Source organism: Eudoraea algarum (genome assembly GCF_050589645.1).
In the GTDB taxonomy this organism is placed as follows: Bacteria; Bacteroidota; Bacteroidia; order Flavobacteriales; family Flavobacteriaceae; genus JBNGOQ01.
Genome location: NZ_JBNGOQ010000001.1, coordinates 712,204 through 736,478, shown reverse-complemented (window position 1 = coordinate 736,478; position 24,275 = coordinate 712,204). Strand labels below are relative to the sequence as shown.

The 24,275-nt window shown below is 46.4% G+C and carries 26 protein-coding genes; 9 read left to right on the top strand and 17 right to left on the bottom strand.

Annotation, left to right across the window (positions count from 1 at the left end; translation table 11 throughout):
* Position 1 precedes the first annotated feature (1 nt).
* The 7 genes from ACRD67_RS03440 to ACRD67_RS03410 all read right to left on the bottom strand — a co-directional run bounded on the left by ACRD67_RS03440 (position 2) and on the right by ACRD67_RS03410 (position 4,456).
* Positions 2-625, bottom strand: a complete 624-nt coding sequence (locus ACRD67_RS03440; RefSeq protein ID WP_430965640.1) for a DUF4230 domain-containing protein — start codon at positions 623-625, stop codon at positions 2-4.
* The gene (locus tag ACRD67_RS03435; protein WP_430965639.1) at positions 618-974 is read right to left on the bottom strand and encodes a DUF4260 domain-containing protein; all 357 of its coding nucleotides are present in this window, start codon (positions 972-974) and stop codon (positions 618-620) included. Before ACRD67_RS03435 ends, ACRD67_RS03440 begins: the two co-directional genes overlap by 8 nt.
* Positions 971-1,711 (bottom strand): cyclase family protein, encoded by a 741-nt coding sequence (locus ACRD67_RS03430; RefSeq protein WP_430965638.1) that lies wholly within the window; start codon positions 1,709-1,711, stop codon positions 971-973. The genes ACRD67_RS03435 and ACRD67_RS03430 overlap by 4 nt, the downstream gene beginning before the upstream one ends.
* Positions 1,712-1,790: 79 nt before the next feature.
* Positions 1,791-2,924, bottom strand: a complete 1,134-nt coding sequence (gene hemW, locus ACRD67_RS03425; RefSeq protein WP_430965637.1) for a radical SAM family heme chaperone HemW — start codon at positions 2,922-2,924, stop codon at positions 1,791-1,793.
* A gap of 56 nt (positions 2,925-2,980) precedes the next feature.
* Positions 2,981-3,361 (bottom strand): four helix bundle protein, encoded by a 381-nt coding sequence (locus tag ACRD67_RS03420; protein WP_430965636.1) that lies wholly within the window; start codon positions 3,359-3,361, stop codon positions 2,981-2,983.
* A 48-nt stretch (positions 3,362-3,409) separates the two neighbouring features.
* Complete coding sequence (ruvC, locus tag ACRD67_RS03415) at positions 3,410-3,967, bottom strand: crossover junction endodeoxyribonuclease RuvC (protein ID WP_430965635.1); 558 nt, start codon at positions 3,965-3,967, stop codon at positions 3,410-3,412.
* 12 nt (positions 3,968-3,979) lie between these two features.
* Positions 3,980-4,456 carry a hypothetical protein gene (locus ACRD67_RS03410; protein WP_430965634.1) on the bottom strand — a complete coding sequence of 159 codons (477 nt, stop codon included), beginning with the start codon at positions 4,454-4,456 and terminating at the stop codon, positions 3,980-3,982.
* Between the two features lie 124 nt (positions 4,457-4,580).
* On the opposite strand from ACRD67_RS03410, the gene ACRD67_RS03405 reads away from it, so the two are divergent.
* Positions 4,581-5,096, top strand: a complete 516-nt coding sequence (locus ACRD67_RS03405) for a DUF456 domain-containing protein (protein WP_430965633.1) — start codon at positions 4,581-4,583, stop codon at positions 5,094-5,096.
* Positions 5,097-5,119: 23 nt separating this feature from the next.
* A complete protein-coding gene (locus ACRD67_RS03400) occupies positions 5,120-6,136 on the top strand; it encodes a hypothetical protein (RefSeq protein ID WP_430965632.1) in 1,017 nt (338 codons plus the stop codon).
* Here the strand turns inward: ACRD67_RS03400 and ACRD67_RS03395 are convergent, their stop codons facing one another.
* Complete coding sequence (locus ACRD67_RS03395) at positions 6,137-6,691, bottom strand: nitroreductase family protein (protein ID WP_430965631.1); 555 nt, start codon at positions 6,689-6,691, stop codon at positions 6,137-6,139.
* A 66-nt stretch (positions 6,692-6,757) separates the two neighbouring features.
* Complete coding sequence (locus tag ACRD67_RS03390) at positions 6,758-7,645, bottom strand: LysR family transcriptional regulator (RefSeq protein ID WP_430965630.1); 888 nt, start codon at positions 7,643-7,645, stop codon at positions 6,758-6,760.
* An 80-nt stretch (positions 7,646-7,725) separates the two neighbouring features.
* Here ACRD67_RS03390 and hutH point away from each other — a divergent pair, with 80 nt between their 5' ends.
* From hutH to hutF, 5 genes are read left to right on the top strand one after another with little or no spacing between them, the layout of a single operon-like run.
* The gene (hutH, locus tag ACRD67_RS03385; protein WP_430965629.1) at positions 7,726-9,306 is read left to right on the top strand and encodes a histidine ammonia-lyase; all 1,581 of its coding nucleotides are present in this window, start codon (positions 7,726-7,728) and stop codon (positions 9,304-9,306) included.
* Between the two features lie 4 nt (positions 9,307-9,310).
* On the top strand, positions 9,311-10,567 hold the full coding sequence (gene hutI, locus ACRD67_RS03380; RefSeq protein WP_430965628.1) for an imidazolonepropionase: 1,257 nt from the start codon (positions 9,311-9,313) through the stop codon (positions 10,565-10,567).
* Between the two features lie 4 nt (positions 10,568-10,571).
* The gene (hutU, locus tag ACRD67_RS03375) at positions 10,572-12,596 is read left to right on the top strand and encodes a urocanate hydratase (protein ID WP_430965627.1); all 2,025 of its coding nucleotides are present in this window, start codon (positions 10,572-10,574) and stop codon (positions 12,594-12,596) included.
* Positions 12,597-12,619: 23 nt separating this feature from the next.
* Complete coding sequence (locus ACRD67_RS03370; RefSeq protein ID WP_430965626.1) at positions 12,620-13,429, top strand: N-formylglutamate amidohydrolase; 810 nt, start codon at positions 12,620-12,622, stop codon at positions 13,427-13,429.
* Positions 13,426-14,802: a formimidoylglutamate deiminase gene (gene hutF, locus ACRD67_RS03365; protein ID WP_430965625.1), complete on the top strand. Its 1,377-nt coding sequence runs from the start codon at positions 13,426-13,428 to the stop codon at positions 14,800-14,802. The genes ACRD67_RS03370 and hutF overlap by 4 nt, the downstream gene beginning before the upstream one ends.
* Positions 14,803-14,811: 9 nt before the next feature.
* On the opposite strand, the gene ACRD67_RS03360 is transcribed toward hutF, so the two are convergent.
* Together ACRD67_RS03360 and ACRD67_RS03355 are read right to left on the bottom strand one after the other, a co-directional pair.
* The gene (locus ACRD67_RS03360; protein ID WP_430965624.1) at positions 14,812-15,969 is read right to left on the bottom strand and encodes a homogentisate 1,2-dioxygenase; all 1,158 of its coding nucleotides are present in this window, start codon (positions 15,967-15,969) and stop codon (positions 14,812-14,814) included.
* Between the two features lie 328 nt (positions 15,970-16,297).
* On the bottom strand, positions 16,298-17,575 hold the full coding sequence (locus ACRD67_RS03355) for an NAD(P)/FAD-dependent oxidoreductase (RefSeq protein ID WP_430965623.1): 1,278 nt from the start codon (positions 17,573-17,575) through the stop codon (positions 16,298-16,300).
* A gap of 226 nt (positions 17,576-17,801) precedes the next feature.
* Here ACRD67_RS03355 and ACRD67_RS03350 point away from each other — a divergent pair, with 226 nt between their 5' ends.
* Together ACRD67_RS03350 and cls are read left to right on the top strand one after the other, a co-directional pair.
* On the top strand, positions 17,802-19,010 hold the full coding sequence (locus ACRD67_RS03350; RefSeq protein WP_430965622.1) for an AGE family epimerase/isomerase: 1,209 nt from the start codon (positions 17,802-17,804) through the stop codon (positions 19,008-19,010).
* A 138-nt stretch (positions 19,011-19,148) separates the two neighbouring features.
* A complete protein-coding gene (gene cls / locus ACRD67_RS03345) occupies positions 19,149-20,552 on the top strand; it encodes a cardiolipin synthase (protein WP_430965621.1) in 1,404 nt (467 codons plus the stop codon).
* On the opposite strand, the gene ACRD67_RS03340 is transcribed toward cls, so the two are convergent.
* The 6 genes from ACRD67_RS03340 to ACRD67_RS03315 form a co-directional block, all read right to left on the bottom strand.
* Positions 20,542-21,552 carry a 2-hydroxyacid dehydrogenase gene (locus tag ACRD67_RS03340; protein WP_430965620.1) on the bottom strand — a complete coding sequence of 337 codons (1,011 nt, stop codon included), beginning with the start codon at positions 21,550-21,552 and terminating at the stop codon, positions 20,542-20,544. The genes cls and ACRD67_RS03340 overlap by 11 nt on opposite strands.
* Positions 21,533-22,192 carry a hypothetical protein gene (locus ACRD67_RS03335; RefSeq protein ID WP_430965619.1) on the bottom strand — a complete coding sequence of 220 codons (660 nt, stop codon included), beginning with the start codon at positions 22,190-22,192 and terminating at the stop codon, positions 21,533-21,535. Before ACRD67_RS03335 ends, ACRD67_RS03340 begins: the two co-directional genes overlap by 20 nt.
* 49 nt (positions 22,193-22,241) lie before the next feature.
* Positions 22,242-22,685, bottom strand: coding sequence for a hypothetical protein (locus tag ACRD67_RS03330; RefSeq protein ID WP_430965618.1), 444 nt, complete (start codon positions 22,683-22,685; stop codon positions 22,242-22,244).
* A gap of 60 nt (positions 22,686-22,745) precedes the next feature.
* Positions 22,746-23,180, bottom strand: coding sequence for an Hsp20/alpha crystallin family protein (locus tag ACRD67_RS03325; RefSeq protein WP_430965617.1), 435 nt, complete (start codon positions 23,178-23,180; stop codon positions 22,746-22,748).
* 115 nt (positions 23,181-23,295) lie between these two features.
* Positions 23,296-23,721: a hypothetical protein gene (locus tag ACRD67_RS03320; RefSeq protein ID WP_430965616.1), complete on the bottom strand. Its 426-nt coding sequence runs from the start codon at positions 23,719-23,721 to the stop codon at positions 23,296-23,298.
* Between the two features lie 142 nt (positions 23,722-23,863).
* Positions 23,864-24,271 carry a hypothetical protein gene (locus ACRD67_RS03315; RefSeq protein WP_430965615.1) on the bottom strand — a complete coding sequence of 136 codons (408 nt, stop codon included), beginning with the start codon at positions 24,269-24,271 and terminating at the stop codon, positions 23,864-23,866.
* Positions 24,272-24,275: the final 4 nt, after the last annotated feature.

Sequence of the window (24,275 nt, the reverse complement as noted above, 5' to 3'; positions counted from 1 at the left end):
TTTATTTTTCCAATTGTTGTTTTTCCGTGATATTGATCTCCAAGGCGGTGTAGTCAAGCGTCCAACCAATGGTCTCCACGATATTCTCAATGAGCAGCACCGCTTCCAGCGCTTCCCGCTTGGCGGTATCCATAAGGCCGCTCTCTGGAATCTTCTCTTTTATGTGTTGTTTGGCCTCTACGTTCAAGGTGGTAAGATCCTCCGGTGAGAACGAATTAAAAAGGCCATTTTTGATATCATAAAACTGTAGGTCAGGTTCTATGGACAGGACCTCGGGTTGCGGAAAATTGGTCAGTACGATCGTTTTGTTGGCCTTATCGGCGTGCATTTGCACTTTTTTTAGGTCATAACCGATGTGCGCCTTGGCATTGATGATCATTAAGGCTTTCTTTTTACTGCTCACCAGGCTCATAAAGCGTTCCCGGGTATTTTCATAGTGGTAGATCTCGGCAAAATCACCCTCCACCGTTATAAGCTTGCAGACGCGCTTTATTTTGTCCAACAGCACCACGGACTGGTGCTGCGTTAGCTCTTTGTTCTTTTTTTGGCGCAACAATGAGAATATCCAGTACATGAGTATGGCGCCTAGGATAAGTCCCAAAAAGACCTCGATTACACTATCCATTGTTTCCTATTTCGCCCAAATGGGTGTACTTAAATCCGTGTTCATATTTTAAGCCGTAACCCAATGCCCTGTCTAGGGAGGCATGCGAAAAAAGTACAATTCCAATCAGCTGGCATAAAGGTAAGGAAAGATAGATTCCTCCCAAATAAATAAGTAAGGCCAGCCCCTTATGGTGGAAAAGATTGTAGGTAAACGCCCCGGCCCTACTCCCCCAAATATAACCCAACATGCCAAGGTCGGGGCTTAACAACAATACCAAAAACCACCACCAAGCATAGGGCAATAGGCTAAAAAGATAGATTCCCAAGGCGAACATAAGGAGTTCCTCCACTCTTAAAAGCGTATTCATTTTTCCAAAATTTTATATAGGACCGGTCTACTGGGGCTAGCATCGTTTTCAAAGGGTGCAACCTGTAGGTTTAAAAAATAGGTGCCGTCCGTAACCCTGTTGGGAACAAAAACGAACTCTGTAACGGTCGCCTCCGTCCTAGGCTTGCCTTCCATGTTCCAAAACGCCCTGTGCGCCAGCAAAGCCCCTTTATCTTGCTCCTTGTCTATGGAAGGAAGGTCTACCAAGAGGTGTTTTACCTCTCGATCGGCCAGAAATTGGGCCGTTTGTTCCAAGAGATAGGGTGGATTGGTATGCGAATATTGTTTGGACAACTTATCCCGTAGATTGGGCAAGGTACGTATTACCACGGCCTCCCGTTTCCTGTTCCCCAAAGCGTATTGCAGTTGTTTGCGCGATATCACAAAATCGTCCTGATACTTTTCGGGAGCTATGGTAATGACTTCGGCAAGAAAGAAAAACTGTTTTAGATACGAGTTTACGGAATGGAATTCCTTGGTAATATGCCCTAAGCATTCGGTATGCGTACCATGGGCATGTGGATTAAAAGCAATGGTATTGAAATTAGTGGACCCCCCTTCAGAAACCTTACCCACATAGCCTTCCCCGGTATGGGGCCGTATGGTGGGGTGGCCAATATACCAAGCATTTACGTTGGATGCGTCTCCCCGAATCGGGATGGAAATATCCAAGGGTTTGGACAGGTCTATCTGATGGTTTTTTAGTTTTGCAATCATGTATGCGGCACCGGTTTCAGTAGGGATTCCTTTTCACCTCTTAAATCTAACAATTCTTGGATTAATTTGTGAAACAAGTTTAGGACAAGTTAAGCATAAACAGGTCACTGGCAATTCCGTCGGATAAAAATTTGCCTTTTTTGGATACGCGCAGGCTATCACCTTCAAGCGATAATAGCTGTTCGCCCAAATGTTTGTCGGCCTGTTGTAAAAGATAGTGTTGGTAATCTTCGCCAAATTCCGTACGGATTCGTTGTAGGGAAACGCCCCAAACAGTCCTTAAACCGGTCATCACATATTCGTTGTATTTATCCGTACGGGAAAGTACCTCCACCTCCATGGGAAGTACATCATTGGCAAGGGCCTTTAGGTATTTTGGGTTATTGCCAATGTTCCAGCCCCTGCGCTTCCCGTCAAAAGAATGGGCAGAAGGGCCAATCCCCATATAGGATTTGCCCAGCCAATAGGCCGTATTGTTCTCTGAAAAATAACCCGGCCTGCCAAAGTTGGAAATCTCATAGGCAATATATCCATTGGCCTCCAGAATCGTTGTCAATTCCATAAAATGTTCTTGTGCCAGCGCGTCATCCACGGGCGGCACTACTCCTTTTTGTATGAAATGGGCCAAAGCGGTCTTGGGTTCCACGGTAAGCGCATAACTAGAAATATGGGGGATATCAAAATATAGGGTCTTGGCTATATTCTGTTTCCAGCGTGCCAGATCCATGCGGGGAATACCGTAAATAAGGTCAATAGAGATATTTTCAAAGTGTTTGGCAGCTTCCCTGATGCTTTCCTCGGCTTCCTCGGCCTTATGTGCCCTATTCATCAACCTAAGATCTTCATCAAAAAAGGACTGGATCCCAAGACTTAGACGGTTCACTGCAGAAGCGGCCAGGGCTTTTATTTTTTCTCTTGAAAGGTCGTCCGGATTGGCTTCCAAAGTTATCTCCGGGGTATTTCGGACCGTATAGTTGTCGTAGACCGTTTGTATAATTTGCTCTATTTCGCCCGTTTCCAATACTGAGGGCGTTCCCCCACCAAAATAAATGGTTGCTACTTCCCGATCTTTGAATTCATCCTTCCGCAATTCCAATTCCCGGAGCAAGGCGGCGACCATGGCCTCTTTCTTTCCCATATTGGTAGAGAAGTGAAAATCACAGTAGTGACAGGCCTGCTTGCAAAAGGGGATATGGATGTAGATACCACTCATTTCAATTGACAATGAACAATTAGCAATAAACAATGACCATATATATAATTTAAGTACTATTTATCTATTCTGGTAGTCTTTAGGATTGAAAACATAATCCTTGATAATTCATCCGCATCAAGAATCAATTTATCCGCTTTATTTGTTGCTATATAGCTTGAATCCTTTAGTAGGTTTAACCAGTATTTTGTTTCCAAGCTCTCCTTATAGGCAACAGAAATCTTTGAAGAAAAGTCTGCTTTTGAAATTGCCCCGTTCGCTTCGGACACATTGGCGCCAATAGATGTTCCGGAACGCAGTAGTTGCTTTGACAAGGTATACTCCTTCTCTTTTAGCATCAACTCCTTGTACAAGGCCACAATTTGTAATGCGAAAGCATATGATTTTTCATAAAGTGGATTATTCCCCATGCCATTCACAACAATGCTCCCGATCACACATTGTCAATTATTAATTACTACTGTTTATTGTTTATTGCTAATTGTTCATTGTTTATTGACCTTTCCTTCATTTTGTTTCACGAAAGCGGCCCAGCCCGAATACGATTTGCCCACCTCTATTCTGCCTTCATTATAAAAATGACACACCGCTGCGGCCAGTCCGTCCGTGCTGTCCAGGTTTTTCGGCAGTGTTTTTAGGCCCAGGGTGCTCTGCAACATCTTTGCTACCTGTTCCTTGCTGGCATTTCCGTTTCCGGTAATGGCCATTTTAATTTTTTTGGGCAGGTATTCGGTAATCGGAATCTGTCTGGAGAGTCCGGCGGCCATAGCGACCCCCTGTGCGCGACCCAGTTTTAGCATAGACTGCACGTTTTTACCATAAAAGGGAGCCTCGATAGCAATTTCATCGGGATGGTAAGTGTCTATCAGTTCCAAGGTACGTTCAAAAATAAGTTTCAGTTTGGTATAGGGGTCATTATATTTTTTCAGCAGCAGTTCGTTCATTTGGATAAACTGCATCTGTTTATGGACCACCTTGATGATTCCGAAGCCCATGATACTGGTTCCGGGATCTATCCCCAAAATGATTTTTTCGTTGGCCAAAAGGAATAATTTTTATTCGGTATTCAATACAATGGGTATCCTAAACTTGGCACTGACCGGGATACCCCTTTTTAGCGCGGGTGCTACCCGTGGCAAACTTTTAAGGCTCTGTGTAATAACCCCGTCAAACTCTGGCATTTCCGTCTCAATGGCATCGTCTTTTTCTATATCCAGCACGGATATCAGACCGTCCTGGTCCATCATAAAATCCACATAAACGGTATCGTTCACATTGGTGTCCAAAACAAAATCGAACTCCTGCAGAGTCATGGAAAAATGCATGAGCAAGGTGGCTTCGAAACAGTTTTTCTGATCCCCCTTGGAAGCCAGTTCGTCGCAGTCACTGAACAGTGGATATTGATCCACTTCATTCCAGTTAATGTTCTGCATTTCCTCCTCCACCATTTTTTGGGTTTTGGCCTCCTTGGAAGCAAACCAATCGCAAGCGGTGAGGAAACAGAGCAGTCCTAAAATGCACAGCTTCCGCATAAGGTTAAATTCTTTGCGGGAAATTACGATTTTTTAGGCAATTAGCGCAGGTAGAAATACAATTGAATACAAAAGAAAAACTGTAACAAATCTGCCGTATCTTCGTCAAACAGGAAATACAAAAATGGACATCACCTTACTTCTTCTCGGCTTTATTTTGATGCTTATTGGCATTCTGGGAAGTTTTCTACCCGTTTTACCTGGGCCTCCCGTAAGTTGGGTGGGCCTGCTGCTCCTGTATCTTACCAAAGCCGTTCCAGACGATTGGTGGGTTCTGGGCATCACCTTGGTCATAGCCCTGGCGGTCTTTGCCCTGGATTACATTATTCCGGCTGTGGGCACCAAAAAATTTGGAGGCAGCAGGGCGGGCATGATCGGGACCACGGTTGGGCTCTTGGTAGCCCTGCTTTTTCCCATCTTGGGCATTTTCGGAATCGTAGTATGGCCCTTTGTAGGTGCGCTAGTGGGGGAATTGATCAATAAGGCCGATAATGCCACGGCCCTAAAGGCGGCCTTTGGTTCCTTTATCGGTTTTCTTACTGGGACTTTTTTGAAATTTGTGGTCACTGTGGTCTATATGGGATTGTTCATCTCCACTGCTTGGGACTATAAAGGGGCTTTGTTTCCCTTTTTTGATTGATGCTTATGGCCTAAACAAATAATATGGGTAAACAAAGATTAATTAGAAGTGAGCTGCTGATTTACGGATTGCCCCTGTTTGTCATTCTGTCTTCTGTCTTTCTGGCCCTAAGTCCCTTAACACAAGCGCATCCAGACTTGGCCATTGCCGTACTGTACGATCTGACCTTGACCGCTCCGTTGGTTTATTTTCTTTTGATCCGCAAACGAAAAATTTCAAAGCTTACCGTGGTCCCCGTTTTTATATTGGGCGTTGTTATTGCCACTTTTCTGCTACCGGAAAACGTTCAGTTGCATTTAAGTTTTATAAAAGCCTATGTTGCCCCAATAGTGGAGTTAGTGGTGCTTTCCATTCTGATTCGTAAAATCTATACGGGTGTAAAAACCTTTAAATCCAACGCAAAACCCGCTTCCGATTTTTACATCACCAGTAGGGCAAGTGCTCAGGAATTGTTCGGAAAATCCAAACTTTCCGCCTTCCTTTCTTCAGAAATTGCGATGTTGTACTACGCACTATTCTCATGGAAAAAGAAAAAACGCCGGGCCAACGAGTTTACCAATTATAAGGACACCGGAAGCATTCCACTGGCAGGCGGGCTAATCATGGTGGCCTTAATAGAGACCTTTGCCTTGCACCTTCTCTTGATGAGATGGAGCACTATTGCGGCCTGGGTTTTAACAGGGATTAGTCTCTATTCCGTTTTGTTGATTTTTGGTCATATTAGAGCGTTGACCAAGAGGCTTTCTGTTTTGACCGATACCGAACTTATCCTAAAAAACGGACTCATTGCGGATATATGTATTCCTTTGGGTGAAATCAGTAAAGTGGAATTATGTGCGACGGAGGTGCAATCAAAACATTTAAAAATCGGTACGCTCGGACTGTCCAAAACGAGTAGGGACCACAATGTTGCCCTGCATTTTAAAACACCCCAGACCATTGAAAAATTCTATGGTTTTACTGAGGAATGCCATGTTTTGGTGCTACATATTGATGATAAGAACAATTTTGTAGATCGTATTGACCAAATCATTGATTGATTAATCCAACCACACTGTTTTTTCTGCAATGGACGTTCGATCCCCAGCCGGGATTTCCTCCTCGTAATGGCCCATATAGAAAAAGCCCAAACACCTTTCCCCGGCATGCAGGTCAAAGAACCCGTCCATATACACAATGAGTCCGGGCGAGCTCCAATAACACCCTATGCCCAGTTCGGTGCAGCATAGCCACATATTCTGCACCGCCATGGCCACCGCCGCAATCTCCTCCCATTCCGGTAGGCTTTCCATGGGGTCACGCTGCATGCAAATGGCAATGATCGCCCCCGCTCGCATTGGGTTTTCCTTTAATTTTTTGATTTTGAACGCCTTGGGACGGGCCTCCACCTCCTGATATTTTTCGGCCAAAAACAGTCCCAGTCTTTCCTTGGCACCGCCCTGAAGCACCTTAAAGCGCCAAGGTTCGGTTTTTTTATGGGTGGGGGCCCAATTGGCCGCCTCCAAAACCTGTTCTATATGCTCCTTCCGTACAGGTTTCCCATTGTATTGGGCCGGGAATACCGAACGCCTGTCTTTTATCAAATCGAAAACCATTCCTTGTAGCTTTTGATCTTCAAAGGTAGGCCATGAATCACTATTATGCCAGTCTAACCTATGTCCTTAACCGTTTAACAACAAATCGATCCCGTGCCGAAGGGCCGGGTTTCGATTGTCCTCCTTCCAGATAACGGATAAGATTGCTTTTTGTGGAACCTGTTTTATTTCGATAAATTTTACGTCCATTTGAAAACCGTATTGCAGGGATGTGGGTACAATGGCAATGCCCAGTTTGTTTTCCACCAGCTTAAAAATGGTCTGCGCATGAACCGATTTATGGGACACCTTTGGGCTAAATCCGGCATTTTCACAAATACTCATTATAGTATCAAAATACAGGGGACTGTAGTCCGGTGAAAACAGGATGAAATCTTCCTTGGCCAGCTGATGCATTCCCTTAAAATTTTTGGCATCCGTGGAATGTTCCTTGGGTAGGACCAAGGAAAAGCTATCCTCAAAAACCGGTTTTATATGAATGCCCTTGGGTGCCCTGGCCAAACGCACAAATCCCATATCAAGGCGGTCCTTTAAGATCGCTTGTATCTGCGCGTTGTTGGACAGCTCTTCCAAACTGGTTTTGATTGCGGGAAAACCCTTTTTCAGTTTTAGCAACAGTTCAGGGATTACGTTCTGCATGGCCGATCCCAAAAAACCGATGCGGATTTCCCCAAAATTCCCCTCGTGGATCCGCTTCAGCTGTTTCTTGGTAAGCTCCAGATGGTTCAAAAGAAATTCCATTTCCCCCTTGAGATAGCTTCCGGCCGCGGTTAATGCCACTTTCTTTTTGCTCCGGACAAACAGAGGAGCATCCAAAATTTCCTCCATTTGTTTTATTTGCCGGCTTAGGCCCGGTTGGGAGATGTACAAATTTTCCGCTGCTTTTCTAAAATGCAACTCCTCGGCCACCGCCAAAAAGTATTTAAAATGTCGTAACTCCAATTGATAACTCATAGTTATTGATTATTGCAATAATTGGTATTTTCAATTATCAAACATAATCAATAATTTTAGGGGATACAAATGGTTGGCCTATGATACATGTACCCAAGACGTTTTGCTATGGAGAGGATCATTTAACTGCAAGCATCGCCCTTGCACTCGCCCGTGGGCGAACTCAGGGCATCTTAAAGGAAGCTACCCGGAAGAAAGTAGCCGCTAACCGGAGGATCGTGGAAAAAATAGTGAGTGCCGGAGATGCGGTATACGGCATCAACACAGGTTTTGGACCGTTGTGCACCACAAAGATTTCCAAGGAGGAAACCAAGATATTGCAGACCAATATCCTGAAAAGTCACAGTGTGGGCGTTGGGGCCCCCATCGCTTCGGAAATTGCCAAATTGATGATGATCTTAAAGGTACATTCCTTGGCAAAAGCGCATTCCGGAATCGCGCTTTCCACCTTGGACCGTATTCTGTGGCATATTGAAAATAACGCCATTCCGGTGGTTCCGGCCCAAGGCTCGGTTGGTGCCTCGGGCGATTTAGCACCGCTCTCCCATTTATTTTTGCCCCTAATAGGTTTGGGAAAGGTGACTTATAAGGAAACAAACCTCAGCACCCAGGAACTGTTTAACAAAACAGGCCTGGGACCCTTGGAACTAGGTCCTAAGGAAGGTCTGGCCCTTATCAATGGAACCCAATTCATTGCGGCCCATGCAGTAAAAGTGGTAGAAAGCATGCACGCCTGTCTTTCCCAAGCCGACATTATCGGGGCTATGATGTTGGAAGGGTTACAGGGATCCATAAAACCCTTTTACAATGAACTTCATGCACTGCGCCCCTTTAAGGGAAATGTACATGTAGCATCCCGGATAAAGTCGCTCTTGAAAGGTTCGGAGATCATGGAAGACCATGTGGATTGTGAACGGGTACAAGATCCGTATTCGCTGCGCTGCATGCCACAGGTGCACGGAGCCTCACGAAATGCTTGGCTGCATTTAAAGGAACTTTTGGAAATTGAGCTGAATTCGGTTACGGACAATCCGGTAATCATCAACGAGGAATTGACGATCAGTGGAGGCAGTTTTCATGGACAACCCTTGGCTATGGCCCTGGATTATGCAGCTTTGGCCTCTTCCGAGATCGGGAATATTTCGGACCGAAGGATCTATTTGGCCTTGGAAGGCAACAGCCCTGGTGTCCCAAAACTGCTAATGCAGGATACGGGTATCAATTCGGGCTACATGATACTACAGTATACCACGGCCGCCTTGGCCAGCGAAAACAAAGGGCTGTGTTTTCCCTCAAGTGCGGATAGCATTCCCACTTCCCTGGGCCAGGAAGATCATGTTAGCATGGGGTCCATAGGGGGCAGAAAGGCCCTGCAGATCCTTGGAAACGTAGAGAAGATATTGGCCATAGAATTGTTGACCGCCGCCCAGGCGTTCGAGTATAGAAAACCGCTACGGTCGGGCCTCTTGCTCGATGAAATCCACAAGGAAATTCGCAGCAAAGTGCCTTTTGCGGAAAAGGATCGGGTTTTTTCGGATGATATTGAAATAGGAATCCATATGATACGAAACCAAAACCTCATACAGGTCATTGATCGGGTCATGGAAGGGACATCCCTATCGTTAAAGACACCCCATTCCGATGAATTTGAAGTATATTGATGCTATGAAAAGATACACACTTATAGGTCCCTTTACCCAACTATTGCCCATGACCGGGCTAGCCGTAAACGGCCCCATCCCGGACGCCGACCTTCCCCTTGTGGAAGATGCGGGCGTGCTGCTCGAAAATGGAATTATCCATTCCCTTGGGCGTTATACGGAAATGCTTTCTTTGGCAAACGACCTGAAGGCCGAAAAGATGGAATTGGAGGGAAACCACAGTTGTTTCCCCGGCTTTGTAGATGCCCACACCCATATTTGTTTTGCCGGTTCCAGGGCCCGGGATTACGCGCTGCGCAACGCGGGAAAATCGTATTTGGAGATTGCAAAAGCAGGTGGGGGCATATGGGATACGGTGACCCAAACCCGAAAGGCTTCCCGAGAAGATTTAGCAGCTGGGATTATCAAAAGAGCAAAACGGCACCTTAAAAATGGGGTCACTACGCTGGAAGTGAAGAGCGGATACGGTCTTTCCGTGGATGAGGAACTGAAAATGCTCCGGGCCATTGGCGATGCCAACAAAGAAACACCCTCCGACCTAATAGCTACTTGTTTGGCAGCCCATATGGTGCCCCGGGATTATGAAGGCACCCCATCGGCCTATTTGGAGGAGATGGCCCAAACGCTTTTTCCCGTACTAAAGGCGGAAGGGTTGACCAACCGTGTGGATGCCTTTATCGAGGAAGGCGCCTTTTCCCAAGCGGATATCGCCCCATATTTTGAGCAGGCAAAGGCTATGGGATTTGATATTACCGTCCATGCCGACCAGTTTTCCACAGGGGGTAGTGAAGTGGCCTTGGCCCATGGAGCGGTCAGTGCTGACCATCTGGAAGCAAGTACCAACAAAGAAATTCATTTGCTGGCCCAAAGCGAGGTCATAGCCACGGCCCTTCCAGGGGCATCCCTGGGCTTGGGCTGTAATTTTACCCCCGCACGTAAGATTTTGGATGCCGGAGGTGCCTTGGCCATTGCCAGTGACCATAATCCGGGTTCGGCCCCCATGGGCGATCTGTTGACTCAGGCTACCGTTTTGGGAGCCTTTGAAAAGCTGACCAATGCGGAGGTATTGGCCGGTATTACCTTTAGGGCTGCCGCGGCCTTAAAACTATCGGACAGGGGGAAGCTTGCAAAAGGCTTTTTGGCCGACTTCAGCGTTTTTCACACCAAGGATTACCGAGAGGTTTTGTATCACCAAGGCGCCTTTAAACCGTGTAGTGTTTGGAAGGCCGGAAAACTCATTTTTGATAAACACAAGGGATAGGGAAATGACAGCAACTAAAATTACTACAGATTTCAAAGCTCAAATCCTTCAAGGTATTCCCAAGGAATTACCACCAAAAAGGGCGTATGACCCAAAGGCCAACCATGCGCCCAAACGCATGGACATTCTGAGTCAGGAAGAAAAGAGATTGGCGGTCCGTAATGCGCTGCGCTATTTTCCGGAAGCATGGCACAGGGAACTCTCCAAAGAGTTTGCAAACGAATTGGAGACCTATGGTCGCATTTATATGTACCGTTTTAAACCAGGGTACGAACTCTACGCAAGACCCATAGACGCCTATCCGGCAAAAACGCCCCAAGCGGCTAGCCTAATGCTCATGATACAGAACAACCTGGATCCCGCCGTTGCGCAGCATCCCGAAGAATTGATTACCTATGGGGGCAATGGGGCGGTATTTCAGAACTGGGCGCAATACCTACTTTGCATGAAATACCTGGCCGAAATGACAGAGGAACAGACCCTCCATATCTATTCAGGGCACCCTATGGGCCTCTTTCCCTCCTCCCGGCAAGCACCAAGGGCCGTTGTAACCAATGGGATGATGATTCCTAACTATTCCAGGCCGGAGGATTGGGAAAAATACAATGCCCTGGGCGTTACCCAATACGGACAGATGACCGCTGGTTCCTATATGTATATTGGCCCTCAGGGTATTGTGCACGGCACTACGATCACCGTAATGAACGCCTTCCGAAAAGTCCTGAAACCCGAAGAACCGGTAAAGGGCAAACTGTTTTTGACCTCTGGACTGGGAGGTATGAGCGGGGCCCAGCCCAAGGCCGGGAACATTGCTGGCTGTATCACAATTTGTGCGGAGGTCAATCCGGCCGCTGCCAGGAAACGGCATGAACAGGCATGGGTGGACGAACTGCTTACAGATATGGACCTATTGGTAAAAAGATCCCGAAAAGCAATCGAACTCCAGGAGGTGGTTTCCCTGGCCTATGTGGGCAATATCGTGGAGGTCTGGGAGCGGTTCTACGAGGAAGGACTTTTTGTTCATTTGGGTTCGGACCAAACTTCGCTTCACAACCCTTGGAGCGGGGGCTATTACCCAGCAGGTCTAAGTTTTGAGGAAGCCAACGATATGATGCGCCAAGATCCGAAAACCTTTAAAAAATATGTACAGCAGTCCTTAAGAAGACAGGTGGAGGCCATTAACAAGCATGCAGAAAAGGGAACCTATTTCTTTGATTACGGCAATGCCTTTTTATTGGAGGCTTCCCGAGCTGGAGCAGCGGTTATGGCCGGGAACGGAATCGATTTTAAGTACCCTTCCTATGTACAGGACATTTTGGGACCCATGTGCTTCGATTATGGTTTTGGCCCGTTTAGATGGGTATGTACCTCGGGACTTCCCGAGGATCTTCAAAAGACGGACAACATTGCCCTACAGGCCATGGAACAGATAAAACGCGGGGCACCGGCAGAAATCCAGCAACAGCTACAGGATAACATAAGGTGGATCCGAGAAGCGGATACCAACAAGTTAGTGGTGGGTTCCCAGGCCCGTATCCTGTACGCCGATGCCGAAGGTAGGGCCAAAATAGCGGAGGCCTTTAACCGGGCCATTGAGAACAAGGAAATCTCGGCGCCCGTTGTCTTGGGGCGCGACCACCATGATGTAAGTGGAACAGATTCCCCCTTTAGGGAAACGAGCAACATCTACGACGGGAGTAAATTCACCGCTGATATGGCCATCCACAATGTGATAGGCGACAGTTTTAGAGGAGCTACCTGGGTCTCCATACACAACGGCGGCGGTGTAGGCTGGGGCGAGGTAATCAATGGCGGCTTTGGTATGGTACTGGACGGTTCTGAAGATGCTTCCAGAAAATTGAAAAGTATGTTGTTCTACGATGTAAACAACGGTATTGCGCGTAGAAGCTGGGCGCGGAACAAAGAAGCCATTTTTGCCCTAAAGCGGGAAATGGACCGAAGCCCGGAACTGAAGGTAAGCCTGCCCAACTTGGTGGCGGATGAACTGTTGGACGGATTGTTTAATTAAGATCATATCCTTAAATCCATTGTATGAAGCTCTTTAAAATCACAAGCCCCACAGTTGCCCAGGTTCCCATCATTATCAGTGTACCCCATGCCGGTACCCGACTTCCTTCGGAATTAAAAAAACATTACAAAAAAGGCATGCGCAGGCATCTGGACGACACGGATTGGTTTGTACATAGACTGTACGAATTCGCCCCTTCCCTGGGGATTACCCTAATCAAAGCCAATCTGAGCAGGTGGGTAATAGATCTTAACAGAAGCCCCGAAAGTATCCCCCTGTATTCCGATGACCGCCTCATTACCCCAAACACCCCTACCACGGATTTTTACGGCAATCCCCTCTATAAGTCCAAGGAATTGGAGCCAGACAAGGATGAAGTCGCAAGAAGATTGCAGGGGTATTATAGGCCGTACCACCAACAAGTTGCCCAACTGCTCGAGGAAAGAAAAAAAACCTTTGGCCAAGTACTGCTATGGGATGCGCATTCTATCCGTCACAGGGTCAGTACCATTCAAAAAGACCCGTTCCCGGACATGATCTTAGGGAACAATGATGAACGAACGGCACATCCAAAACTAATCCGGACGGCCTTGAAAGGGCTAAACTCCGGACGATTTGAAGTACATCACAACCATCCGTTCAAGGGCGGACACATTACCCGCTCCTTTGGAAAACCGGAGAACGGGGTGCATGCACTTCAATTGGAAATGAACAAAATCCTCTATATGGATGACAACGAGCTAACGTACAACGAGGACAGGGCCAGCAAGGTGCAAAAGGTATTGCGAACAACACTTGAAGGTTTAATAAAAACCATGGAACATTCGTTATGAAAACCTACTGCTTCAAAGCGATATTACAAAATACCGGCTGGTTGGAAAACACGGCAATTACCGTCAATGACGCAGGCCTAATTTCGGACATTTCGCTCTTTGACCCCTTGAAAACCCCCTCTGCTGTTATGGGCTATGCGCTTCCTGGTTTTCAGAACGCGCATTCCCATGCCTTTCAATACGCTATGGCCGGATTGGCCGAAAGGCATGAAAACGTAGCAGAGCGGGATGATTTTTGGGGCTGGCGGGAAAGCATGTACCAATTGGCGCTTACTATAGATCCCGATCAAATGGAAGCCATTGCCACCATGCTCTATGCCGAAATGGCGAGGCACGGTTATACCCATGTGGCCGAGTTCCATTACCTCCATCACGATAAAAAAGGGCAACCCTACGCCAATCTCGCAGAGATGGGTAGCCGATTGATAGCTGCGGCAAAAAAAGTGGGTATCGGAATTACGTTGGTTCCTATTTTTTACCAAAAAGGAGGGTTTGGAAAAGAACCCAACAACAGGCAAAGAAGATTTATCTCCCCAGATATTGACGCCTATCTAAAACTGTTGGATGCGAGCAAGGAAGCCTGCAAATACTATAAACACGCCAACATTGGTATAGGAATCCATTCCCTGAGGGGGGTGGAGCCATCGGCTGTTGCCGAAATAGCCAAATCGGGACCTCAGGATATCCCCTTTCACATACATGTTTCGGAACAAGTAAAAGAGGTACGGGATGCACTGCAGTATTTGGGAAAACGGCCTGTGGAATGGTTGTTGGACAATGTGGATCTGAACCAAAGGTTTCATTTGGTGCACGCCACGCATTTAACGGATGCCGAAATCACGGGCATTGCAAAAAGCAAGGCCAATGTTGTTCTTTGTCCCAGCACGGAAGGCAATCTGGGCGACGGTATTTTTCCACTTAGAAAGTACCAGGACCAGGGAGGCAGTTGGTGCATAGGAACCGATAGCCATATCGGTCTAAACCCGTTGGAAGAGTTGCGGCTCCTGGATTATGGCCAGCGATTGACTTCCCACAAAAGAAATACGTACTTTTCGCCCAAAGAAGGCGATAGCGGCTCATATGCGCTTAAAATGGCCACCTTGGCAGGAAGAAGGGCAATGGGCGATTTTACAACCGGTTTTTTTGCCCCTGGAAAAGCTTTGAACGCCAACGTCCTAGATTCTACAGCTCCGTTGCTGGCAAGCAGCTCCCTGCATAACCTGTCATCCACACTGGTGTATACCGCTGATACATACATGCAAACAGGGACAATAGCCCATGGGAAAACCATAATACGCGCAGGGCATCACGAAAAGAAGGAAGCTATAGCCAACGCGTTTTCCTCGGTCATTAAGGAGTTAAACAACCGCTAGTGCCTTTCCCTACTCCAACCAGGACTGGTAGTAAATACCATCGTCGATATCCAAAGCGGTCTGAGTTAACTGCAAAGGTTTAAAGGTGTCGATCATTACCGCGAGTTCCTCGGTCCCTGCCTTGCCAATACTGGCCTCATAGGTGCCTGGATGCGGTCCGTGTGGAATACCGGCGGGATGCAGGGAAATATAACCTTGGTCAATGTTCTTTCGGCTCATAAAATCACCATCCACATAGTACAGGACCTCATCCGAATCTATGTTGGAATGGTTATAGGGCGCGGGAATGGCCTGTGGATGGTAATCATAAAGACGCGGACAAAAAGAACAGACCACAAAGGCTCCCGTTTCAAAAGTCTGGTGCACCGGTGGCGGTTGGTGCACCCGGCCCGTTATAGGTTCAAAATTATGGATGGAAAAACCGTAGGGATAATTATAGCCGTCCCATCCCACCACATCAAAAGGGTGAGACGCGTAAATAAGGTGGTGTAATTGCCCCTGTTTTTTCACTTTTATCAAAAATTCGCCCATCTCATCGTATGTCTTCAGATTTTCGGGCAGTTTAAAGTCGCGCTCGCAAAAAGGCGAATGCTCCAAATGTTGCCCAAACCAGTTCCTGTACCGTTTAGGGGTATACAACGGATGGTAGGATTCCGTAACCAACAGGCGATTCTCGTCCGTATCAAATTGGATCTGGTAGATCATTCCCCTGGGAATCAGCAAATAATCCCCGTATTCAAAAGAAATATCGCCCAGCATGGTCTTTAAGGTACCACTGCCCTTATGCACGAACAACAGTTCGTCAGCATCGGCGTTCTTGTAGAAATAGTCGGTCATGGAACTTTTTGGGGCGGCAAGACCCACGTGCACATCGTGGTTAAAAAGGATAGTTTTCCTACTCTCCAGATAGTCGTCCTCCGGTCTTATTCCAAAACCCTTGAGCAAGCGCGACTTTATGTTGTATTCTACGGCGGCCCGTGGGCTTATATCCAATGTTTTGCCCACCTCCTTTACCATGGTAGGTCTGTACAGATGGTACATCAAAGAAGACATTCCATCAAAGCCTATGGTCCCAAACAATTGTTCGTAATGCAGGGTACCATCTTCCTTCTTGAATATGGTGTGCCTTTTCTGGGGCATGCTGCCCAATTTGTGGTATAATGGCATAATTCGTCGCTTTAAATGCTACCAAATAAAATTACGACAAATCAGGGTATTTTATAAGGTTCCCCAAAAAAATACGGTTTTCACAAGGATTTTACCGCTGCCATTCATATTTGTTCGAAGTACCACCGAAATTCTTGTTTTCTTGTTCGGAAATTCCACTTTTCCTTGAAGTAATGGCAACAAAAAAAGCCTTCCATAGGGAAAGCCTTTCATTGGTTAGCACCAAAATTTGCTCTGGTGGCTATACCTTGCATCGAGAGTATCGATGCACAACACAACGTTGCAAATATAGTAAAGCTTTTTAAACTGGACTATTCTTTTCCCTAAACTATGCTTTTGGGTTGTAGGACCTAATGATCAAACGGGCGGCCTTGTCGTAATTGATGTAGTTATATACCCAGTTAAAAAAGACGATAACCCGGTTTCGGAACCCTACCAAAAACCATAGGTGGATGAACATCCAAATGAACCAGGCCACAAAACCGCCAAAGCGGAACTTTTTCAAATCTACCACCGCTTTGTTCCTCCCAACCGTGGCCATGGTGCCTTTGTCAAAATATTTAAAGGGAATCATGGGCCTTCCCTGCATAAGGTGCCTAAAATTTCTGGCCAAATGTGCTCCCTGTTGTATGGCCGGTTGCGCCACTTGTGGATGCCCTTTGGGATAGGCCTCTGTCTCCATATAGGCAATGTCGCCCACCGCAAAAATGTTTTCGTAACCCGCCACCTGATTGAAGCTATTGACTTTGAACCGGTTGAGGTGTTCCACAAAATTATCGGTTTCAAAACCCGCTACCATAGCTCCGGTAACTCCGGCTGTCCAGATGAAGTTTTTGGTGTACATAGTGGTCCCGTTATCCATGGTGAGCACTTCCCCATTATAGTCCTTTACGATGGTATTTAAATGAATTTTCACCCCCAAACGCTCCAGAAAGTGCTGCGCCCTTTTGGATGCCTTGGGACTCATGGGGGCCAAAACCCGGTCCGAACCCTCAAACAGATGGATCTCCATCTCGTCAATATTGAGGTGCTGGTAATCCTTGGGAAACACGTTCCTTTTTAGTTCCGCGAAGGCCCCCGCCAGTTCAACACCTGTGGGTCCTGCTCCCACGATACAAAAGTTCAGCAGCGCCATCCGTTCCGACTCCTTGGGCGAATCATCTGCCTTTTCAAAATTTTGGAGCATCAGGCTCCGTATATTCAGTGCTTGGGGAACCGTCTTCATGGGCATGGCATGTTCTTGGATATCCGTGTTCCCGAAAAAATTGGTCCTGGTACCCGTGGCCATGACCAGATAATCATAGCGCACGCTGCCCATATCTGTGTGTACCTCCTGCCTGGCCGGATCTACACGGTCTACCTTGGCCCACCTAAAGTGAAAATCAGACAGTTTTCTGAGTACCTTACGGATGGGGTAGGCAATGGAATCGGGTTCCAGTCCACTGGTGGACACCTGATACAATAAGGGTTGAAAAGTGTGGTAGTTGCGCTTGTCTATCAAAACCACCTGCGCCGATACGTTTTTAAGCTTTTTTGCCAGGGATATGCCCGCAAAACCCCCACCAATAATAATGATTCTTTTCTTTTCCGTTTCGGGAAGATTCATGTACGAAGTTTATACAAAAATAAGCAATCCCCTCCCGTTATTCACAACTTTAAAGAAAGTATAACAATAGGTTGTAAGGGGGATAAAAAGCCCAAAAACGGGACAAGCCGCCGGCGAAAGGGCGGTGGTCGAAATTTGCTGCCACTAATCGTATTACACGAGCTTGCAAGTATTTGATATTTAACTTTATAATGTTATTTTAAAGCCCCTTTTAATAAAACCGTGTATGAGGATAAAGCTACTTTTTCTATTCTTTAGCGTTCTTTTTTTCCTTTCCTGCTCCCAGGAGGGAATAGAGGAAGTTGTAGCGCCTACCACCACTATGGAGGTGGTGGATGCCGAAATTCAGGGGCATAGGGAAGAAATATCTGAAGAACCCTCGCCGGTGGTGCTGAGAACCCAAAATTGGTTAGCGCAAATTCAGCAGCCCAACGGACTGCTGGAAAGTTCCGAAAACACCAACTTTGTTTCCCTGTACGACAACGCTTTGGCTGCCCTGATATTTACCTCCCAAGGAGATCTGGAAAGAGCAGAACGTATTTTTGATTTCTTTGACCTTCGGAGGGAGGCGGAACTTTTACAGGGGCATGGGGGGTTCTTTCAGTTTAGGGATGCCGCCGGGGAAAACGGGAATCGATCTTGGATGGGTGATAATGTATGGTTGCTCATTGCCCTGAACAATTATCACACGTATACGGGCAATCAAAGATATAGCCCACTCGCACAAGAATTGGAAACTTGGATAAGATCACTTCAGGATGAGGACGGCGGACTTTGGGGCGGATACAATGCTGATGGCACTCGGATTCCCAAGGTTACCGAAGGTATAATTACGGCTTTTAACGCGGTGGCAGGCTATGATGCCTTTCATAAAAACATTCTGGCCTATCTAAAACAACAACGTTGGGATATTGAAGCCAAAACCTTGATCGCCTCCCCGGAAACCCCAGCTTACAATTTTGCGCTGGATCTACATTCCCTGGGATACAGTATTCTAAAGGACTTCCCGGAAGATGTACTTCCTATGGCCGATCGATACCGGACCACGCAGACCGCAACGGTAACGGGAGAAGAGATTAGCGGTTATTGTTTTGATGAGGACAAGGACGTCATTTGGCTGGAGGGAACGGCTCAAATGGCCTTTGCCTTTCAGTTGGCCGGAATGCCATCGGTTTCGGATGAACTCCTGGCCGAAATTGAAAAAACCTTTATTACAAGTGCGTCCTTGGAGGCGTCCTCGGGCATTCCCTATACTACCAACCAAGGGACCACCTACGGGGCTACCCGCTTATGGGACCATGCCGATCTGACCCCCGCACTTTCGTCCAATGCCTGGTACCTATTCACCAAACTGAATTTTGACCCCTTTGAGTTGCAAAGGGAAAAGGAGATTCCCCCATCCGATAAATTCTGGTTGCTCGAGGCCACGGATTAAACCTTTCGCATGAAGAAATTCAAGTGTTTATCAACAGCTCGGGACACCATAACAGCCCTATATCCATGCTGACCATCGTCATAGTAAGCTCTGCAACTTAATTTGTAATTTACGAGGGTGTTTTAAGTTTGTTGAACTATGCTGTTTACGATACTGTTTATCCTGTACATCCTAGTTGCCATTACCATGGTGATAGGGTTACTGCTCAACGGCATGAGGCCTTCCAAAACGCTGGCATGGTTACTTGCCATTTTCACCATCCCCGTAGGGGGCATTCTACTGTATTTGATGTTGGGCAGAAACCGAAGAAAAAACAAACTTCTTAAGGGCACGAACAGAAAGCAGCTTGCCGAAGCCGGATCTCCTATCCGTTTTGACCCGTCGAAGAACAAGTACGACAAAATTAGCTCACTGATACATAAAAACTGCGGTTTTTTGCCCAGCGGAGACAATAGCCTATCGCTTTTAAAAGACGGGAAAACCACCTTTGAAGCCATTTTTAAGGCCATGGAAAATGCCCGATCCTACATTCATTTGCAATACTATATTTATGAAGAGGGCGAACTGGCCGATAGGCTCCTATCGCTGTTCGAGGAAAAAATTGCAAAAGGGGTGCGGATAAGGCTTATCTATGACGGCATCGGTAGTTTTTCCCTAAGCGCTTCCTATCTCAAAAGACTCAAAACGATGGGTGTGGAAGTACATTCCTTTTTGCCTTTTCGGTTTGGACGGTTTCTGGCTTCCGTAAACTACAGGAATCACAGAAAAATAATCGTGGTCGATGGTAAAACGGCCTTTACGGGCGGCATTAACATCTCCGACAAATATTTAAAAGGTGATTTGGTACTTGGCAAGTGGCACGATATGCATGTACAGATCACCGGTACGGCTGTACATTCCCTGGATACCGTCTTCGCGATGGATTGGGATTTGGTCTCCAATGAAAAATTGGACCTCCCTAAAGCATTCCCCGAACGCGAAGCAATCGGCCGCGGGGCTTGGGCGCAAATTGCAGCCAGCGGGCCCGATGACGATTTTCCGGGCATAGAGCAGCTTTACTTTTCAATGATCACCACAGCCAGGGAGTACCTCTATATAACCAACCCCTATATCATTCCGGGGCAGGCTATCCTGGGCGCCCTTGAAACCGCGGCCCTGAGCGGAGTAGATGTGCGCTTATTGATTTCTGCACAGGCCGACAGCAAATTGGTTAATTGGAGCGTACGCTCCTATTTCGAATCCCTGTTGAAGGCCGGGGTTAAAATTTATCTGTTCCCTGATGGGTTTTTGCACAGCAAAATAATCATCAGTGACGACGATATCAGCACTATAGGCACCGCCAATATAGATATTCGCAGTTTTGAGCAGAACTATGAGGTCAATGCGGTAATCTACAATCGTGATTTTACCGTACAGCTAAGGGAAGATTTTATTAAGGACAGTACCGAAAGCACTGAACTGAATTACGAGGCGTATAAAAAAAGGCCTTGGGCACATAAACTAAAGGAAGGTGCAGCAAAAATCTTTAGTCCTATCCTGTGATGATCGTTTCGTAGCCGAGCTCATTTTTGCAAACTGTCCCGGCCTCCCAGGCGGCCATGTTGTCAAAGGTGGAGATTGCGATGTTTCTCATGGCCTCTGTTGTCACAAAAGCTTGATGAGGTGTCATAAGAACATTGGGAAAGGACAACAGTTTTTTAAGTTGCTTATCCGTTATGCCAGTTTTTGAGTTGTCCCTGAAGAATATGCCTTTTTCCCTTTCGTAGACGTCTGCCCCATAAGCCCCTATTTCCTTATTTTCCAAGGCCTCCAGGAGCGCTTTGGTATGCACTATGGACCCTCTGGAGGTATTTATCAACAGGACGTCCCTTCGCATACGTTCCAATCTGGAGGCGTTGATAAGGTCGTAGTTTTCATAGGTTAGGGGCACGTGCAAGCTAATGACGTGCGATTGGGAGCACAGTTCATCAAGATCGGTATATTCCAACCCAAAGGCCTCTACAAGGGTGTGGTCTGGTTGCAAATCGCAGCCCAGGACCTTGCATCCAAAGCCGTGCATAATCTTTACCATTACCGAACCGATATTTCCGGTGCCTACGATTCCTACGGTCTTTCCGTGTAGATTGGTGCCCATAAGATTATCCAACATAAAATTATACGCATGTACTTGCCTATCTGCCAGAACAATTTTTCGGTTGAGTGCCATAAGCAGCGCCACCGCATGCTCGGCAATGGCATGGGGGGAGTAATCGGGGGCGTTGGCCACCCGTAGCCCATAGCGCTTGGCCGCCTTTATATGTACGTTGTTGTAACCAGCAGATCGCAGTAAAATGTACTTTACCCCAAGATCCCTAAGCTTTTCAAGGACCACCAGGCTGGCGTCGTCCCCAGAAAATATGGAAATGGCTTTGTAGCCCATGGCCTTTATTGCAGTACGGGAATCGAGGGCCTCTTTGATATACGTGACCCTATGGCGTTCTGCATTGGCCTTTTTTAAGAAAGGTACTTCAAAATCCTTTGCACTATAGACCAGTAATTTCATCCTTGCGCTCCTTTCTAAAAATAAGGTCCTGTTCCTCCATGGCCAAAACGACCAATTTTATATAATCATCAATGGTCTTTTCAATATTCACGGGATCGGTAATATCTATTCCGCCCCGCCAGATGAGTTCGCGTTCTTTCCCAACGCAGATACAATACAGCGAGGTTTCGGCATGGTATACCGTAAAATCATCGTAATAATCGGTCTCATAGTAAATATCCTGATGCCCCAAATAATCATCCCTGAATGTCCCGTAATAATTGTCGTCGAATTTGGAAATCCGTTTTCTAAAGGTCTGCCGGTCCTCTGAACCCACGATCTTGGTAAATAGTATGGCGTCAAAATCCTTATCGAGCAATTGCTGTTCTACCTCGGAAAGTTCTTCTTCCGATTTCTCGGAAGAGGTGAATTCTACATCAAAAAGATCTAGGCTGCGAACAGCCTCCACGTCTCTTTTTGAAAATTCCCTTTTTAGTTTGCGCTCAAAACTGGCCCGTGCGTCCTGATCTTGGGTCATGCCTACGATGAGTACCTTATACGCATCGAACAGGACAATATCTGGATTCTTCCAATTGCTCACCAATTGAGTAGACGAACAGGCACTTAAGGACAGTGCGAGCAAGATGATCAATTTTTTCATTTTAAATGTTTAGAAGTTTTCTGTTTTTGGGCGGATGTTGCCTGTTTCTTTAGCGCAACAATCGCTTCTGTTTCTCTTTCCGCATTACTTTGGACACCAAGGAGAAGAGGTTTTGCTTTATCTCCCGGTATGCTTCCATATACTGCTCCATATTGGTTATAAGATCCCTATGGGTGGCCGCATAGGCCCGCTCCATTCGAAGCTGGTCTACTTTATCTACCATGATCTCCAGTTGATTCTCGTGCAACTGTACCTGTTTCATCAGCGGAACAATTCTTTTTTCCATTTGTAACAGGGTATCGACCACGGTTTTGCTTTCTTCAAAAATCGCGGAATCCGTAAGTTGTAGGGTATAGGACTTTACCAAATCGTTAAGGAACCGCTGTTCATCCCTGGCAAATTTTAGTTGTGACATCCATAGAAGGGAAGCCCGGTGCATTTCTTCCGGACTGATCCATTCCACATACTGGTATTGTTTCTTGACCTCGCTCATCACCTTTTATCTAGGAACAACACGGTGAACGGAACGGTTCCGCTCACCGTACTGGGCAAATTAGTTTACCTCGATTATTTTTTTTGTCCCCTCCTTGGTAACCTCCTTCTTTTGAAGGCCCAAAGTTAGAATCCCGTTTTTGTAGGTGGCCCTAACGTCTTTGGATTCATCTATAGCATCGGGCAGGTGCATGGCTCTTTTAAAGGAGCTATAATTAAATTCCCTACGGGTATACTCCTTGTCTTCCTCTACCTCTTCCTTGCTTTTTTCGGCACAGACTTCCAACGTTCTGTCCTTCATGGTAATTTCGAAATCCTTCTTGCTAAAGCCAGGTGCCGCTAGTTCAATTTCAAAACCGTCTTCGAGTTCTTTCACGTTCATGGCAGGCCAATTGGCTTCTTGAACAAAGAAATCGTCGGAAAAGAAATTGTCCGTATCCAGGTGTCCTATGGTGTTCCAAGGAAACCGATTTCTGTTAAATTTGATTAATGACATGGTGATATGATTTTTGGATTCATAAATAATTTATATGTCCACTAAGGTAGAACGAACCCCCTTGGGACAAAATGATATTTATCAGTTTGATTCCTGATTTCAATAATTCAAGGAGTTATTTTCTTGGTTTTCGTCCTTTTAAAATCCCGCCGGCATAATTGAAGATTTCCGACTTTAAGTTTTGAAAATCCAGCAAACAATCGGCCGTTTCGTTGCTCAAGTGCTCATGTTTTTTATAGTACTCCAAACTACAGGCCCTATCTGTGCATTCCAATATGCCTCCCAAGTCATTCTCGTGCCTTGTTATATTTCCACGGACCACAATCCTTTGGTTATGTATTTGCTTTAGACGGTCTTGATATCCTTGTAGACGTTCAAACAGATTGGGTGTGTTGGGTTCGAACACATACGAATTCAACAAGCGTTTTATGAAAAGGAGTTCGTCTGCCATAAGACGTAACTGCGATTTCCATTGTTGTGAATCACTGTACAGTTCTGCAAGTTCCTTGTCCTGAACACCTCCAATATCATTGTTTTCCATTGCCTATGCCATTTGTCCCATAAAGTATTCCGAATTCTGGATCCAAACAATGATAAAAATCAGCGCTCCGACCTATTGGGCCGTGATTTCAAAATTGCCTGATCCGTTGGGTATGCCATAAACCGAGGACGAACGGACCCTATTATTTTTTAAAGAAGTCCCGGATTAGGGCCTTCACTTGGTTGAGGGTCATGCTATCCGCTTTGGCGACCAGTTTTATTTTAGCAGCGAGTTGTTTATGGTTTTCCTGTAGTTCCTTCCTGAATTTCTCATTGGTGTCCGCGGGCCCATAGATTGCAAGGGCATCCGCCTCTTTTAAGTGATCTGCCAGCTTGTTGAAGTATCCTCTCATTTGATGCTTTTCGCGCTCCAAATATTTGCTGTCTTGAACAACGTCCTGCGGTCCCCACTTTGCAGATTTTGTCCCGGAGCCTCCTTTGGGGTTAAAAAACTCCATCTCCGAAAAAATGGTCTTAAACGTCTCTCCTTCCCAGGTCAGGGTAAGGACATGGGCCTTTTCCTTATCGAGCCAGATTCCTATGTTTTTCATATGT

Bases quoted from the DNA above. Each gene is read 5' to 3' on its own strand.
- ACRD67_RS03325 (WP_430965617.1), bottom strand. From the start codon at position 23,180: ATGTCATTAATCAAATTTAACAGAAATCGGTTTCCTTGGAACACCATA.
- ACRD67_RS03400 (WP_430965632.1), top strand. From the start codon at position 5,120: ATGGGTAAACAAAGATTAATTAGAAGTGAGCTGCTGATTTACGGATTG.
- hemW (WP_430965637.1), bottom strand. From the start codon at position 2,924: ATGAGTGGTATCTACATCCATATCCCCTTTTGCAAGCAGGCCTGTCAC.
- ACRD67_RS03340 (WP_430965620.1), bottom strand. From the start codon at position 21,552: ATGAAATTACTGGTCTATAGTGCAAAGGATTTTGAAGTACCTTTCTTA.
- ACRD67_RS03390 (WP_430965630.1), bottom strand. From the start codon at position 7,645: ATGAGTTATCAATTGGAGTTACGACATTTTAAATACTTTTTGGCGGTG.
- hutI (WP_430965628.1), top strand. From the start codon at position 9,311: ATGAAAAGATACACACTTATAGGTCCCTTTACCCAACTATTGCCCATG.
- ACRD67_RS03360 (WP_430965624.1), bottom strand. From the start codon at position 15,969: ATGCCATTATACCACAAATTGGGCAGCATGCCCCAGAAAAGGCACACC.
- hutF (WP_430965625.1), top strand. From the start codon at position 13,426: ATGAAAACCTACTGCTTCAAAGCGATATTACAAAATACCGGCTGGTTG.
- hutU (WP_430965627.1), top strand. From the start codon at position 10,572: ATGACAGCAACTAAAATTACTACAGATTTCAAAGCTCAAATCCTTCAA.
- ACRD67_RS03410 (WP_430965634.1), bottom strand. From the start codon at position 4,456: ATGCGGAAGCTGTGCATTTTAGGACTGCTCTGTTTCCTCACCGCTTGC.
- ACRD67_RS03370 (WP_430965626.1), top strand. From the start codon at position 12,620: ATGAAGCTCTTTAAAATCACAAGCCCCACAGTTGCCCAGGTTCCCATC.
- ACRD67_RS03440 (WP_430965640.1), bottom strand. From the start codon at position 625: ATGGATAGTGTAATCGAGGTCTTTTTGGGACTTATCCTAGGCGCCATA.
- ACRD67_RS03395 (WP_430965631.1), bottom strand. From the start codon at position 6,691: ATGGTTTTCGATTTGATAAAAGACAGGCGTTCGGTATTCCCGGCCCAA.
- ACRD67_RS03335 (WP_430965619.1), bottom strand. From the start codon at position 22,192: ATGAAAAAATTGATCATCTTGCTCGCACTGTCCTTAAGTGCCTGTTCG.
- ACRD67_RS03405 (WP_430965633.1), top strand. From the start codon at position 4,581: ATGGACATCACCTTACTTCTTCTCGGCTTTATTTTGATGCTTATTGGC.
- ACRD67_RS03330 (WP_430965618.1), bottom strand. From the start codon at position 22,685: ATGAGCGAGGTCAAGAAACAATACCAGTATGTGGAATGGATCAGTCCG.
- ACRD67_RS03350 (WP_430965622.1), top strand. From the start codon at position 17,802: ATGAGGATAAAGCTACTTTTTCTATTCTTTAGCGTTCTTTTTTTCCTT.
- ACRD67_RS03320 (WP_430965616.1), bottom strand. From the start codon at position 23,721: ATGGAAAACAATGATATTGGAGGTGTTCAGGACAAGGAACTTGCAGAA.
- ACRD67_RS03315 (WP_430965615.1), bottom strand. From the start codon at position 24,271: ATGAAAAACATAGGAATCTGGCTCGATAAGGAAAAGGCCCATGTCCTT.
- ACRD67_RS03430 (WP_430965638.1), bottom strand. From the start codon at position 1,711: ATGATTGCAAAACTAAAAAACCATCAGATAGACCTGTCCAAACCCTTG.
- ACRD67_RS03355 (WP_430965623.1), bottom strand. From the start codon at position 17,575: ATGAATCTTCCCGAAACGGAAAAGAAAAGAATCATTATTATTGGTGGG.
- hutH (WP_430965629.1), top strand. From the start codon at position 7,726: ATGATACATGTACCCAAGACGTTTTGCTATGGAGAGGATCATTTAACT.
- ACRD67_RS03435 (WP_430965639.1), bottom strand. From the start codon at position 974: ATGAATACGCTTTTAAGAGTGGAGGAACTCCTTATGTTCGCCTTGGGA.
- cls (WP_430965621.1), top strand. From the start codon at position 19,149: ATGCTGTTTACGATACTGTTTATCCTGTACATCCTAGTTGCCATTACC.